Here is a 13,611-nt window from a genome sequence, read left to right as displayed (position 1 = left end):
AAGAATAGTATCCTACTTTTAAGAGATTTTGTCATTTTTTTTATCAAATTGTAATGAATTGTTACTGTTTTTTTACACACGAAATATAAATCAATGGTAAATTATCAATTGTAGCTTATAGCACAACATTATTTAAAACTAAAAAATCTCGGAGGATTAAAAAATGAAATTTAGTAAGACTTTAGTATTTGGTACAGTTTTGGCAGTGGGAGCAACATTGGCACTTGGTACAAGCGATGCAAATGCAGATGAGCTTTATACAGTAAAAGCAGATGACTCACTATCAAAAATTTCAATGAAATTCGCTGGTGATAATAGCTTAGTTAACAAAATCGCTGAAGACAATAACATTGATAATCCAAACATGATTTTTGCTGGGACTCAGTTAAACATTTCAACAGATGGCTCTTCTAGCAAAAAAGCTCCTGTACAACAAGAACAAGTTCAACAGCAAGAAGTTAAAGCGCCTGTTCAACAAAAAGCGCCTAAGCAACAACAAGCAGCTACTTCAGGAAATACTTCTTCTGCAAAAGCTTGGATTGCAAATAAAGAATCTAGTAACTCATACTCAGCTACAAATGGCCGCTACATTGGTAAATATCAATTAGACGCGTCTTACTTAAAAGGTGATCATTCTCCAGCAAATCAAGAAAGAGTAGCAGATCAATACGTTAACAGTCGTTATGGTGGTTGGGAAGGTGCTAAATCTTTCTGGCAAGCAAATGGCTGGTATTAATTTAATAAAATAAATGAAATAAAAAAGTTCTATCTTCGGATAGGACTTTTTTTGTGACTTTATTGAACATTAATTAAAAAAGTAGTTGCTTCAATGAAAGATTTATAGTGATTGGACATAAGTCTAATAAACCTTTGTCTTATAGCCATTGACTGGACAAAAGTTCAATGGACTTCTGTTTGTAAATAAAAAACAGGACATTAGTTTAATGAATTAATGTCCTGCATCAATAAAAATCATGGGGTTTTTCTTTATTTTTTACTTTTAGGACAAAAAAATTCATTAGTTATGTCCGATAGTTAGTAAACGGACATAACTTTATCGGAAGAAGTTATTCATCGAGAAGTTCGATCATACTTTTTTAATATACAAAAAACCTGCTAAAAGTTGCTAAAAACTTTTGGCAGGTCATTCCTTTGTTATTTTGTTTCACGATGCAAAGTAACTTTTCTTTCACGTGGGCAATATTTTTTCTTTTCCAAACGATCAGGATTATTACGTTTGTTTTTACTTGTTAAATAATTGCGTTCTTTGCAAGAAGTGCACTCTAGTGTAATGTTTACACGCATGTATTTTCCCTCCTATATCTAGATACTCCAATATTTTGGACTTAATTATCATATCATGTTTATAAATAAAATTCTAGATTTTTGAGAAAATTTGTTAAGTAAGTTTACTTGACGCAAAATTTTTTATATCTGTAACGGTTTGAACATGGTAGAATAGAAGCATATGCCTTAAACAAAGTAGAATAATTTTTGAGATATTGGAGTGGAAGCATTGGATAAAACCCTATTACGCCAAAAAGCCTTAGAAAGATTAGAAGGCTTGGCTAAGCAATTAGAGAAAAAACAAAAAAAAGAACGACAAATTAGGACGCTTTTGTTCCATTCGAAGTTATGGAAAGAAGCGAGAACAGTGGGGATGGTTCGTTCACAACCATTTGAATTTGATATGAATCCAGTGATGTCAAAAGCTTTAAAACAGGGAAAAAAAGTGGTAGTGCCTAAAACTTTGCCCGAGCGGCAATTAAGCTTTTACGAGGTAGATGAGAATACAAATTATCAATTATCTAATTTTGGCATAGAAGAACCTGTGAATAATTTTATTGTTGCCAAAAAAGAGATCGACTTATTAATTGTTCCTGGCTTGATTTTTTCTAATAAAGGTTATCGCATTGGTTTTGGTAAAGGCTATTATGACCGTTTTTTAGAAGACTTTGCTGGAAAAACTTGTGCTTTAGTATTTTCTGAACAGCTTAATAATGACTGGCAACCAGAAGTGTTTGATCAGCCTGTAACACGAGTATATACGGACCAGCTGGAAAGGAGTTTTCGCTATGAATAAATATCAATTACGTCTGCGTCGCTGGCTCAATCAGCCGATTGTGACTTATTTATTTTTAGGACTACAGACGCTCGTTTTTCTAGTGTCTTATCTTTTTCCCGGTGCTATTGAGTCCCAAGGTGCAATGTTTGGGCCCTTCATTGTGTACTATTCTCAATATTGGCGTTTTATTACCCCTATATTTATTCATTTTGGACTCATGCACTTTGCTGTAAATTCCGTTGTCTTATATTTTATGGGTGCACGCTTAGAAGCAATGTACGGACACTTGCGTTATTTTTTTATTTATTTATTAAGTGGAATAGCTGGGAATTTATTAAGTTTTGCTTTTAACAATGCAGGAGTACAATCAGCCGGCTCTAGCACTGCTTTATTTGGCTTATTTGGTGCTTTTGTGGTTTTAGGGATTCATTATAAAAATAATTATGCGATTCAAATGTTGGTGCGTCAGTTTACTTTATTTATTGGAATCAGCTTGCTTTTTAATTTAATTGATAGTTCTGTCGATATTTGGGGACACATTGGAGGATTGCTTGGTGGTTTTCTTTTGGGAAATATATTTGGTTTGCCACAGCGCTTACAAGATTACTCCATACATATTCGGATTATCGCAGGTCTTGTTTTTATATTTTTAGTCGGATTTTGTCTGATCTATGGTTTTAAAAAATATCAATTACTAGTATAATATTTAGGAAGTGTCTATATGAATAGTCTGTATGACGTACAGCAGTTATTAAAACGGTTTGGTATAATTGTATATGTAGGAAAGCGGATCTATGATATCGAACTAATGAATATTGAGCTTAAAGACCTTTTCGAAGCTCGGTTAATTGATCAAAATACCTATTTAAAAGCAAGAAATATTTTGATAAGAGAACATCGCATTGAGGAAAGTAGGGAGGATCATTAGATGGCTGACAAAAAAATTATGGGTATTGACTTAGGCGGCACCACTGTCAAATTTGCTATTTTGACAACAGAAGGTGAGATTCAGCAAAAATGGAGTATCAAGACAAACATTTTAGATGAAGGCTCTCATATAGTGCCTGATATTATTAAATCAATTAACCATCGTTTGGATTTATACGATATGAAAGCCCAAGATTTTATTGGAATTGGTATGGGAACTCCAGGTAGTGTAGATCGCCAAAAAGGAACCGTCGTAGGAGCTTATAACTTAAACTGGAAAACGACCCAACCTGTAAAAGAACAAATTGAAAAAGAAACAGGCATTCCTTTTGCTCTTGATAATGACGCCAATGTTGCAGCTTTAGGCGAACGTTGGAAAGGGGCAGGCGATAACGAACCAAACGTGGTATTTATTACGCTGGGCACCGGCGTTGGTGGTGGAATTATTATGGAAAGTGAACTGTTACATGGCGTGGCTGGCTGTGCGGGCGAGATTGGTCATATCACAGTCGAACCTGACGGCTTTGAATGTACTTGTGGCAAAAAAGGTTGTCTTGAAACAATTGCGAGTGCGACAGGAATTGTTCGTATAGCACGCAAATTAGCAGAAGAATATGCAGGTGCTTCTTATTTAAAACAACGTTTAGATAATGGAGAAGAATTGACTAGTAAAGATATTTTCGAATTAGCTGGACAAGAGGATCGTTTAGCCATGATGGTTGTCGATCGTATTTGCTACTATTTAGGATTAGCATGTGGCAATATCGGAAACCTTTTAAATCCATCGTCTTTAATATTAGGTGGTGGGGTTTCTGCAGCCGGAGAATTTTTACGTGAAAAAGTTGTAAACTATTTTAAACAGTTTACTTTTCCGCAAGTAACAGAAAGTTCAAAGGTTAAGTTAGCACAATTAGGAAACGATGCAGGAATTATTGGAGCTGCTTCTTTAGCATTGAAATTTAAAGATTAGAAAGACAAGGTGACGGAAACATGAATTTTTTGCAAACTTTGACACTTATCTTAGCTGCTATTTTATTAGCTATGGGAATGAATTGGCTATATTATTACATTCAAGGAAGACGCTCGGCTACGATCATTGATCAAGAAGCTTTTCGTCAAGGTATGAGAAAAGCTCAAGTGATTGATGTTCGAGAGAAAAAAGAATTTGATGGTAGTCATATTTTAGGTGCCAGAAACATCCCTTATACATTATTGAATAACTCCATGGGTTCGATTCGCAAAGACCAACCCGTCTATTTGTATGACACTGGGAAAACATTAAGTGTACGCGCTGCAAATAAATTGCGTAAAAATGGTTATAAGGATATTTATATCCTAAAAGATGGATTCAATGGCTGGGAAGGCAAGAAGAAGTCTAAAAAAACAGTCTAAAAAACAAGACCCGATGTGTATGGTTTTTCTAACGTTTGTTTAGAAAAGATATTACATCAGGTCTTTTTTGAATTTTATCTAGCAAAGCTTTTGCGTCGTGCTTTTTTACGATTAGCATCAATCATTGCTTCTTTTTCTTCGATGGGTTCAATGACTTGTTTTTTTACCGTTGTTACTAAACAAGCAGTTGCAGCAGTAGTTGCTAAAGTTCCCATGATAAAGCCCAGAGTAAATTTTTTCATTATACTTCACCTCATTTTTTATTCTTATCCTTATTATGAATGAAAGAAGTGGTTTTGAAAAGTAATTTACTTGGATTTGTTTGATAAAATTTTGGCAGAGATTTATATTACTTATAGATAACTAAAAGCATAATTAAAGTTTTATAAAATTTATTGCTATGTTCTAGTCAGTTATAAGTTTAAATCTATACTGGAAAATTTTTAAATAGATTTTCCATGGAGTGACTCCTAGAATTATACCCTTTTACCAGGCGTAGTTAAGAATGTTATTATTTTGATAGTAATTTAGCCAAATATGACATAAGGAGAAAAAAATGGAAAAATCAATGTTTTTACTAAAACAACCACAAAATTATCAGGACCTCTACTTTTCTTTTTGTGGTTTTTCTAAGACCAAACCCAAACATAGTTATGGCCCTGCCATTCGTGATACCTATCTCATTCATATCATTTTAGATGGTAAAGGGTATTATTCAATCGAAAATCAAAATTATTATTTAAAAAGTGGTCAAGGATTTGTGATACCGCCAGAAGTCCCCACTTTTTATCAAGCAGATGATGAAGATCCTTGGAGTTATGTTTGGATGGGAATTGGCGGAAACAAACTATCGGAGTATCTAAAAAAGTTAGGGATTAACTCTAAAAGGTTATCTTTTGACGTAGAAAATGTAGAGACTTTTAAAGCCATCATTTTTCAGTGCCTTGCTTATGAAAATGATAACTTAATAAATGAGATTACTTTACAAAAACAAGCTTATCATTTTATAGAATTACTTAGCCAATCACTTACACCACATAAACAATTTATTCCTACGAAAAAAATGAACCCTTATGTCAGTAAATCTTTAGAAATCATTAATAAAAATGCTCAAATGAATATTTCTGTGGCTAATATTGCTAGAGAGCTATCAATCGATCCTAGTTATCTTTCCAGATTATTTCGCGCTGACATAGGCGTACCAATCAAAGAATATATTAATGAACTTCGTATTACTATTAGCAACGATCTGTTAACATCTACCGATTACTCAATTAACCACATTAGTGAGATGGTAGGGTTCTCCAGTGCTCAGTCCTATTCTAAAGCTTTTAAACAATATCATGGTGTCTCTCCAAGTGTATATCGCAAAAAGAAAATAGGCCTTGGAAATAGATAAAATATAATGTCAATTTTTACTAAATTTATTACGTAAAAAGCGCTTGTTACTGTTGTAAGCGCTTTTTATAATGAAGTTAAATACAAGGAGGTTATATTTATGACTGCAACGATTACGTTTCAATCAGAGAATAAACAGTTTCACTTGAGCAATGAGAGCATAAGTTACATCTTTCAATTATCAGAAGATGGTAAATTACTTCAGCTTTATTATGGGAAAAAAGTTCCGCAAAATAGAGATTACAGTTATTTAGTTGAAATGCATCATCGCTCTATGGCAACGTTTAGAAAAGAAGGCGATTTACTTTACTCATTAGAACACCTCAAACAAGAATTTCCTGAGTATGGTGCGACGGATTTTCGTCATCCAGCTATTTCCTTACGGCAAAAAAACGGTTCGAACTTAACGGACTTTGTTTATAAATCTCATCAAATTATAGATGGAAAAGGATCATTAAAGGGATTGCCTGCTACTTATGTAGAAGATAAGCAAGAAGCCAAAACATTACTTATTAAATTAGAAGATAAATTGACGAATGTCGAGGTTGAATTAAGCTATACCTTATTCAGTGAACTCCCAGTGCTGGCTAGAAACGCCAAAGTCATTAATAATGGAGAAGATACACAGTTTATTGAGCAGTTAGCTAGCTTGTCACTTGATTTACCTGACCGTGATTATGACTGGCTGCAACTGTCTGGTGCTTGGGGAAGAGAAAGATATGTAAAACAGCGTAAACTTCAACAGGGGATCCAATCGATTGAATCAACACGCGGAATTTCAAGTAGTCAGCAAAATCCTTTTGTTGCACTAAAAAGAGAAAATACAGATGAAAATCAAGGAGAAGTTATAGGCGCGACACTCGTATACTCAGGCAACTTTTTAATTCAAGCCGAGGTTGATACCTGGGATGTGACCCGTCTGCAAGTGGGAATGAATCCATTTGGTTTTGAATGGAAGTTAGAAGCTGGGGAAACATTTACTAGCCCAGAAACTCTTCTGGTTTATTCTGATGCAGGACTTAACGGTATGAGCCAATCTTTCCACCAATTGTTTAACAAAAGACTGATACGTGGAAAATGGCGCGAACAAGATCGTCCTGTGCTGATTAATAACTGGGAAGCCACTTATTTTGATTTTAATGAAGATAAATTAGTGAATATTGCAGAAAAAGCTAAAAGTGTTGGCGTTGATTTGTTTGTTTTAGATGATGGTTGGTTTGGTGAGCGTAATAATGATGAAGCTGGCTTGGGCGATTGGTATGCGAATAAAGACCGTTTGCCTAATGGTGTAGGTGGCTTGGCAAAACGGATCAAATCTTTAGGATTGAAATTTGGCTTGTGGATAGAACCAGAAATGGTGAATAAAAACAGTGATTTATATAGAAAACATCCAGAATGGATCCTTCACACACCAGATCGCGTTAGCAACCACGGCAGGAACCAATTTGTTTTAAATTACGGAAATGAAGAAGTCGTTGAAAACATTTTTCAACAGATTTCTGCCATTATCGATGAATCGCAATTAGATTATATAAAATGGGATATGAATCGTCCGTTAACCAACGTTTTTGATGTTGATTTAGATAAGAGTCAACAAGGAGAAGTATTTCATCGATATGTTTTAGGCGTATACAGTTTGTATGAAAGACTAATTGAAAGATATCCAAATATATTATTTGAATCTTGCTCGTCTGGCGGGGCGCGCTTTGATGCAGGGATGTTATATTACGCACCACAAACATGGACAAGTGATGATTCAGATGCAATCGAACGTTTGAAAATCCAATATGGGACAAGTTTTCTTTATCCTTTATCTTCTATGGGTGCCCATGTTTCAATCACACCTAACCATCAGACCAACCGAGTAACGCCGATTGAAACAAGAGGTAACGTTGCTTATTTTGGCGCATTTGGGTATGAATTAGATTTGAATCAATTAAATTCTGATGAACTGGCAGTCGTAAAAGAGCAAATTAAATTTTACAAAAAGTACCAATCGATTATTCATAATGGAACGTTTTATCGTTTGAGATCTCCTTTTGAAAAAGATAAAAATCATGCAACATGGATGGTAGTAAGCAACGATCAAAGCACAGCAATTGTTGGTGACTATAAGATGTTAAATGAAGTGAACCGTTCTTATCAACGTGTACAATTAAAGGGGCTTAATCCGAATGCCGAATATTTGATTAATGATATGACTTATTCAGGAGAAGAATTAATGAATGCTGGATTGATTACCACAGATGCATCAAGCGGACAAATAAACGCGCAAAATAACCGCAAGGAAACATATGACTTTGATTCAAGAATATGGGTATTAACCCAAAAATAGGATGCTTAAATGAAAACTAATAATGGTTTTTAAGTATTTCTTTATTAGTAGCTTGCTGGCAATTAACGAAATTATTTTCCCAATGAAAAAGTACCTTTTGTTAATAAAGCCAGAATAGATACTTAGGAGTTTTCCCAGAATTTAGGTATTCATGTATTTGTTTGATACCGGAAAACTCCTTATATTTAATAAGAAATTATATAGGAATACTAGTTGTAAAAATCTCGCTTATGTTTATTTTCAATGCATATTAAAATTAAAAGATTAAGAAAGGTCGTATGATTATGAGTAGTAGTTTTAAAAACCCTAGCTCCTTGATGACAAAATTTGCTATATTATCTATCTCTTTATTACTTATTTCTTCAAATTCAATCAATGGGGCATTGCCCCAAATTAAAAACGCTTTAGATATTTCACAGACCCAAGTTGAAACACTTAGCACCATTTCGGCAGTTTCAGTTACAATTTTTGTGCTTTTTTCTAATTTGGTTGTAAATAAACTGGGAATGAAACGTACGATCGTCGTTGGTTTGATTTTAGCCGGAATTGGCGGTATCTTACCTGCATTTACAAATTCCTATATGGCGATGTTAATCAGCCGAATCATTATGGGTGCAGGTCTTGGAATGTATAATTCTTTAGCTGTTACAATTATTAACCGGGTGTATGAGGATAATAAGTCAACAGAAGCTACCTTACTTGGAATTAGAGGTTCTATGGAACAAATAGGGCAGGCGGTTTTGACCTTTATAGCTGGACTTTTATTAAATATAGGATGGAGATATTCTTTCATTATTTATCTTGCTGCATTTCCTATTGCAATATTATTTGCTATGTTTGTTCCAGACGTTAAAACAGACGTTGAAAAAGCGGAAAGTAATACTTCAGAAAGAATGAATCCAGTTGTTTATTTGTGGATGTTGTTTGCTATTTTAATAAATAGTAATGCAAATGCTGTATCTGTCCGTTTTCCTTCACTTGCCACTACTTACTTTGGGGATGATTTTAATGCAAGTAATTATCTGGCTGTCATTCCTTTAATCGCGATTATCAGTGGGTTTGTCTTTGGCAGTATTTTCCGACGCCTTGGTTCCAAAACGCTTTATTTAGGCATAACTGTCCTAATTATTTCTAATTTATTCATCAGTCTTTCTGATGGCAACTTTGTGTTCATGTTATTAGGGGTTTTTCTCTCTAGTGTTCCAGGTACTTGGTGCTTACCTTATATCTTTTCTATTCTAGGTAGAATTACACCGAAGTCTACCCAAACATTTGCTAATTCCTTGATTTTTGTGGGCTGTAATTTAGGGCTTTTTATGGTACCGTATATCTTAAACGTTTTCCAAAGAATTAGTCCAAGCAATGATTTAAGCTCTCCCTTTTTAATCTATGCGATTGTTTTAGTTGTGTTAATGGTTATAATGTTTATTGGTAGTCGAGCAAAGAAGAATACCAACGAATAAGTTGGTCATAAAAGATAAAGAGAATATTTATCGAAAGTCCAAAAGGAGCGAAAGAGGATGGAAGATGAAATAAAAAGAATTTTTGCTAAAATTTTTGCTGAATCGGCGCAAAATGTTTATTTTGCCCCCGGAAGAATTAATTTAATTGGCGAACATACAGATTACAATGGTGGTAATGTATTCCCAGCGGCGATTACTTTAGGGACCTATGCTGCGGTACGAAAACGAGATGACCGTCGTTTCCGGCTTTACTCCAAAAACTTTCCGGAAAAGGGAATTATTGAATTTAGTTTAGAAGATTTAACTTATAGCGAAGAGGACGATTGGGCAAATTATCCTAAAGGAATGCTATATTTCTTAAGAGATGAAGGATTTTCTATTGATAAAGGGATGGACATAGCTTTTTATGGCAATATACCGAATGGTGCCGGTCTTTCGTCTTCGGCTTCGATTGAATTATTAACGGGTGTTGTAATCCGCGATTTGTTTGATTTACCGATTAATACACTGGATTTAGTGAAATTAGGACAAAAAACCGAGAATCAGTTTATCGGAGTAAATTCAGGAATAATGGATCAATATGCAGTAGGTATGGGAGAAAAAGATCATGCTTTGTTACTGGATACCAATACCTTAGATTATGAAGTGGTGCCAGCTGATTTTGGCGAGTATGTGTTGGCGATTATGAACACAAATAAGCAGCGAAAATTAACGGACTCAAAATATAATGAACGTCGCAGCGAATGTGAGCAGGCACTGCAAAAGTTACAAGAGAAATTCTCGATTCATGCTTTAGGGGAATTAGATAGTGCAACATTTTTTGCTAACACTGATTTACTAAGAAGTGATGTGCTGACTAAACGGGCGAAACACGTAATTACAGAGAATGAAAGAACCAAAGTAGCAAAAGAAGTTTTGGAAAAGGGAGATTTAGTTGAATTTGGACGATTATTAAATGATTCACACACTTCTTTACGAAACGATTATGAAGTCACTGGAAAAGAATTAGATACCCTTGTTTTGGCTGCCCAACAACATCCTGCTGTTTTGGGCGCTCGTATGACAGGGGCCGGTTTTGGCGGATGTGCGCTTGCTTTAGTGAAAAAAACAGAGTGGGCCGATTTTGTTGAAGACATTTCCCAAATTTATTTAGACAAAATGGGCTATTCCACGGATATTTACCAAGCAAGTATTGATGATGGCGCTAGAAAGCTATAGAATGAAACAGACGATATTTATTAAAAATGAACAACCGAAGGGGAGAATGGTATGACAATTTTAGTATTAGGCGGAGCAGGTTACATTGGCTCGCATGCGGTTGATCAACTAGTTAACCAAGGATATGATGTTGCGGTGATTGATAATTTATTAACTGGGCACAAAGCCGCCGTTCATTCTAAAGCTCGTTTTTATCAAGGAGATATCCGGGAGAAAGAATTTGTACAGTCCGTCTTTCAAAAGGAAAAGATTGAAGGTGTGATTCATTTTGCCGCTAGTTCTTTAGTCGGTGAATCGGTAGAAAACCCACTAAAATATTTTAATAACAATGTTTCAGGTACAGAAATTGTGCTAGAAGTGATGCATGAATTCAAGGTGAAATCGATTGTCTTTTCTTCAACAGCAGCCACTTATGGCGAGCCAGAAGAAAATCCAATTACTGAAATGACGCCAACAAATCCTAAAAATCCTTACGGTGAAAGTAAACTAATGATGGAAAAGATGATGCGTTGGTGTGATGAAGCCTATGGGATAAAATTTGTCGCCCTACGCTATTTTAATGTTGCAGGAGCTAAAGCAGATGCGTCCATTGGCGAAGATCATGCCCCAGAGACTCATTTAATTCCCATTATCCTACAAGTTGCGCTCGGGCAAAGAGAGCAATTGGCCATTTTTGGCGATGATTATCCGACAGAAGACGGGACTTGTGTTCGAGATTATGTTCATGTGGAAGACCTTATCGCTGCGCATATTCTAGCTTTAGAATACTTAAAAGCAGGAAATCCGAGCAATATCTTTAATTTAGGAAGTAACTCTGGTTATTCTGTAAAACAAATGTTAGGAGCGGCAAGAAAGGTAACGAAGAAAGACATTCCAGCAAAAGTCGCTCCAAGACGCGCAGGCGATCCTGGAACTTTAGTTGCAGCTAGTGATAAAGCCAAAGCGGTTTTAGGCTGGCAGCCGCAATACACTGAAGTAGAGGAAATTATTGCAACCGCATGGAACTGGCATGTCAGTCATCCATATGGCTACAAAGAGTAAGGAGAGAAAAAGCATGATCAGTCAAACAATTGCCGATTTTATAACCTTAGCGATTGCTTCAGGCGGCTGGATGGAAATGGATAGGGTTTATTTACAAAATCGTATCTTGGGTATGATTGGGGAAACGGAATTTGAAGAAGCTGAAATTCGTTCATCTCCTAAACCTTCGACACCATTAATGGACGAGTTAGTCGAAACGGCTAAAAAGAATCATGTAGTAGGGGACTCACTTTCAGAACAAGAAATCTTTGCTGCACAATTGATGGATTTTTTAACGCCGCCTCCGTCCGTTGTCAATGCTTTTTTTGCGCAATATTATGCCAAAGATCCAAAAAAAGCAACCGATTATTTTTACGATTTGTGTAAAACGAATGACTACGTAAAAACTCGTGCGATTGCTAAAAATATCGATTTTCCTGTAGAAACGGAGTATGGCACCTTAGAAATTACTATCAATTTATCCAAACCTGAGAAAGATCCTAAACAAATTGCTCTAGAAAAAAATACGGCACAAGCAAATTATCCTCAGTGTCCATTATGTATGGAAAATGAAGGTTATAAAGGGCGCGCTAATTTTCCTGCAAGGACCAATCACCGGATTATCCGGATGAACTTAGATGGAGAGTCTTGGGGTTTTCAATATTCGCCTTATGCTTATTACAATGAACATTGTATTGTTTTGTCCGAAGAACATCGTCCAATGGAAATCACGAAACAAACCTTTGATCGATTGTTAAAAATTATTGAAGTCTTACCTCATTATTTTATGGGTTCCAATGCGGATTTACCGATTGTAGGAGGTTCCATTCTCTCTCATGATCATTATCAAGGGGGACGCCATACGTTTGCCATGGATCAGGCGCCGATTGAATTTTCTTTTTCCTTCAAAAAATTTCCTGACGTCACCGCCGGCATTGTCAAGTGGCCGATGTCTGTGATTCGTTTGCAAAGTAAAAATAAAGCAGAGCTCGCTAGAGCTGCGCATGAGGTTTTTGCCAAATGGGCGGTTTATTCAGATGAGCCACTAGATATTTCTGCCTATTCACAAGACGGTACGCTGCATCATACGGTAACACCTATTGCTAGAAAAAAAGAGGATTTTTTCGAAATGGATATTGTCCTGCGGGATAACAATGTTTCTAAAGAACATCCTGATGGGATTTTTCATCCACATCAAGATGTGCAACATATTAAAAAAGAAAATATTGGTTTAATTGAAGTGATGGGATTAGCTATACTACCACCACGTTTGAAAACTGAACTAGAAGAAGTTGAAAAATATTTATTAGATGAAGAAAATAAAATGGTCTCCTATCATAAAGAATGGGCAGATTCTATTAAAATGAATCATCAATTAACAAAGGAAAATGTCAATGAAGTGGTACAAAAAGAGCTCGGTCAAGTATTCAAACGAGTATTAGAAGATGCAGGCGTGTTTAAAAGAGATGAGCAAGGACGTACTGGATTTGAACGCTTTATAAATTATTTAAATAGTAACTAAATAAATGCTGGTCAGCTTTAAAGATTAAGTTGACCTCCGGTTTTAGCTAAATCTGGCAGAATTCAGCTTATTATGAAAGCGATATGGAAGAACTATTTAGAGCGGAACTAAGCCATGAAAAACCAGCGAGCGGTTGCTTATATTTAATCAACCATCTTATTTATATCGGATCTTGGAGCGCCAGGACAGCTTATTCTATAATAATTAAACAATATATAATCTTGTAAAAAACGTCCAGTAACCATGTCATTGGTTATTGGACGTTTAAATG

General features: G+C 35.5%; 14 protein-coding genes. 12 read left to right on the top strand and 2 right to left on the bottom strand.

Annotated elements, in window-relative coordinates; genetic code table 11:
• Nucleotides 1-163 precede the first annotated feature (163 nt).
• Nucleotides 164-736 (top strand): aggregation-promoting factor, encoded by a 573-nt coding sequence (gene apf / locus TS1_RS09005; RefSeq protein ID WP_068709957.1) that lies wholly within the window; start codon nucleotides 164-166, stop codon nucleotides 734-736.
• A gap of 419 nt (nucleotides 737-1,155) precedes the next feature.
• Here apf and rpmG read toward each other — a convergent pair whose 3' ends face one another.
• Nucleotides 1,156-1,305: a 50S ribosomal protein L33 gene (gene rpmG, locus TS1_RS09000; RefSeq protein ID WP_010753318.1), complete on the bottom strand. Its 150-nt coding sequence runs from the start codon at nucleotides 1,303-1,305 to the stop codon at nucleotides 1,156-1,158.
• A 211-nt stretch (nucleotides 1,306-1,516) separates the two neighbouring features.
• Here rpmG and TS1_RS08995 point away from each other — a divergent pair, with 211 nt between their 5' ends.
• Genes TS1_RS08995 through TS1_RS08975 form a run of 5 tightly spaced genes read left to right on the top strand, consistent with a single transcriptional unit; the run spans nucleotide 1,517 to nucleotide 4,384 of the window.
• Entirely contained in the window at nucleotides 1,517-2,083 is a 567-nt protein-coding gene (locus TS1_RS08995) for a 5-formyltetrahydrofolate cyclo-ligase (protein WP_068709955.1), read from the top strand.
• Entirely contained in the window at nucleotides 2,076-2,768 is a 693-nt protein-coding gene (locus tag TS1_RS08990) for a rhomboid family intramembrane serine protease (RefSeq protein WP_068709953.1), read from the top strand. Before TS1_RS08995 ends, TS1_RS08990 begins: the two co-directional genes overlap by 8 nt.
• A gap of 18 nt (nucleotides 2,769-2,786) precedes the next feature.
• Nucleotides 2,787-2,993 carry a YqgQ family protein gene (locus TS1_RS08985; RefSeq protein WP_068709951.1) on the top strand — a complete coding sequence of 69 codons (207 nt, stop codon included), beginning with the start codon at nucleotides 2,787-2,789 and terminating at the stop codon, nucleotides 2,991-2,993.
• Nucleotides 2,994-3,962: an ROK family glucokinase gene (locus TS1_RS08980; RefSeq protein WP_068709949.1), complete on the top strand. Its 969-nt coding sequence runs from the start codon at nucleotides 2,994-2,996 to the stop codon at nucleotides 3,960-3,962.
• Between the two features lie 20 nt (nucleotides 3,963-3,982).
• Nucleotides 3,983-4,384 (top strand): rhodanese-like domain-containing protein, encoded by a 402-nt coding sequence (locus tag TS1_RS08975; protein WP_068709947.1) that lies wholly within the window; start codon nucleotides 3,983-3,985, stop codon nucleotides 4,382-4,384.
• Between the two features lie 74 nt (nucleotides 4,385-4,458).
• Here TS1_RS08975 and TS1_RS12420 read toward each other — a convergent pair whose 3' ends face one another.
• Nucleotides 4,459-4,626 (bottom strand): DUF3042 family protein, encoded by a 168-nt coding sequence (locus TS1_RS12420; RefSeq protein WP_083498281.1) that lies wholly within the window; start codon nucleotides 4,624-4,626, stop codon nucleotides 4,459-4,461.
• Between the two features lie 314 nt (nucleotides 4,627-4,940).
• Between TS1_RS12420 and TS1_RS08970 the strand changes: the two genes are divergently transcribed.
• The 6 genes from TS1_RS08970 to galT all read left to right on the top strand — a co-directional run bounded on the left by TS1_RS08970 (nucleotide 4,941) and on the right by galT (nucleotide 13,340).
• Complete coding sequence (locus TS1_RS08970) at nucleotides 4,941-5,783, top strand: AraC family transcriptional regulator (RefSeq protein WP_068709945.1); 843 nt, start codon at nucleotides 4,941-4,943, stop codon at nucleotides 5,781-5,783.
• 99 nt (nucleotides 5,784-5,882) lie between these two features.
• Nucleotides 5,883-8,117, top strand: coding sequence for an alpha-galactosidase (locus TS1_RS08965; RefSeq protein ID WP_068709943.1), 2,235 nt, complete (start codon nucleotides 5,883-5,885; stop codon nucleotides 8,115-8,117).
• Nucleotides 8,118-8,401: 284 nt separating this feature from the next.
• Nucleotides 8,402-9,580, top strand: a complete 1,179-nt coding sequence (locus tag TS1_RS08960; RefSeq protein WP_068709991.1) for an MFS transporter — start codon at nucleotides 8,402-8,404, stop codon at nucleotides 9,578-9,580.
• Nucleotides 9,581-9,637: 57 nt separating this feature from the next.
• Nucleotides 9,638-10,798, top strand: a complete 1,161-nt coding sequence (locus TS1_RS08955) for a galactokinase (RefSeq protein WP_068709941.1) — start codon at nucleotides 9,638-9,640, stop codon at nucleotides 10,796-10,798.
• A gap of 51 nt (nucleotides 10,799-10,849) precedes the next feature.
• Nucleotides 10,850-11,839, top strand: coding sequence for a UDP-glucose 4-epimerase GalE (gene galE, locus TS1_RS08950; RefSeq protein WP_068709939.1), 990 nt, complete (start codon nucleotides 10,850-10,852; stop codon nucleotides 11,837-11,839).
• A gap of 13 nt (nucleotides 11,840-11,852) precedes the next feature.
• Nucleotides 11,853-13,340 (top strand): UDP-glucose--hexose-1-phosphate uridylyltransferase, encoded by a 1,488-nt coding sequence (gene galT, locus TS1_RS08945; protein ID WP_068709937.1) that lies wholly within the window; start codon nucleotides 11,853-11,855, stop codon nucleotides 13,338-13,340.
• The last annotated feature ends 271 nt before the right edge of the window (nucleotides 13,341-13,611 follow it).

The sequence above is a fragment of the Tetragenococcus solitarius NBRC 100494 genome (assembly GCF_001544195.1).
Lineage (GTDB): Bacteria > Bacillota > Bacilli > Lactobacillales > Enterococcaceae > Tetragenococcus > Tetragenococcus solitarius.
Note: the sequence above shows the minus strand (reverse complement) of the source record. Positions and strands in the feature narration are given on the sequence as shown.

Excerpts from the sequence above, each read along its gene's own strand:
- apf (WP_068709957.1), top strand. The coding sequence starts at position 164 with ATGAAATTTAGTAAGACTTTAGTATTTGGTACAGTTTTGGCAGTGGGA.
- rpmG (WP_010753318.1), bottom strand. The coding sequence starts at position 1,305 with ATGCGTGTAAACATTACACTAGAGTGCACTTCTTGCAAAGAACGCAAT.
- TS1_RS08990 (WP_068709953.1), top strand. The coding sequence starts at position 2,076 with ATGAATAAATATCAATTACGTCTGCGTCGCTGGCTCAATCAGCCGATT.
- TS1_RS08985 (WP_068709951.1), top strand. The coding sequence starts at position 2,787 with ATGAATAGTCTGTATGACGTACAGCAGTTATTAAAACGGTTTGGTATA.
- TS1_RS08980 (WP_068709949.1), top strand. The coding sequence starts at position 2,994 with ATGGCTGACAAAAAAATTATGGGTATTGACTTAGGCGGCACCACTGTC.
- TS1_RS08975 (WP_068709947.1), top strand. The coding sequence starts at position 3,983 with ATGAATTTTTTGCAAACTTTGACACTTATCTTAGCTGCTATTTTATTA.
- TS1_RS12420 (WP_083498281.1), bottom strand. The coding sequence starts at position 4,626 with ATGAAAAAATTTACTCTGGGCTTTATCATGGGAACTTTAGCAACTACT.
- TS1_RS08970 (WP_068709945.1), top strand. The coding sequence starts at position 4,941 with ATGGAAAAATCAATGTTTTTACTAAAACAACCACAAAATTATCAGGAC.
- TS1_RS08965 (WP_068709943.1), top strand. The coding sequence starts at position 5,883 with ATGACTGCAACGATTACGTTTCAATCAGAGAATAAACAGTTTCACTTG.
- TS1_RS08960 (WP_068709991.1), top strand. The coding sequence starts at position 8,402 with ATGAGTAGTAGTTTTAAAAACCCTAGCTCCTTGATGACAAAATTTGCT.
- TS1_RS08955 (WP_068709941.1), top strand. The coding sequence starts at position 9,638 with ATGGAAGATGAAATAAAAAGAATTTTTGCTAAAATTTTTGCTGAATCG.
- galE (WP_068709939.1), top strand. The coding sequence starts at position 10,850 with ATGACAATTTTAGTATTAGGCGGAGCAGGTTACATTGGCTCGCATGCG.
- galT (WP_068709937.1), top strand. The coding sequence starts at position 11,853 with ATGATCAGTCAAACAATTGCCGATTTTATAACCTTAGCGATTGCTTCA.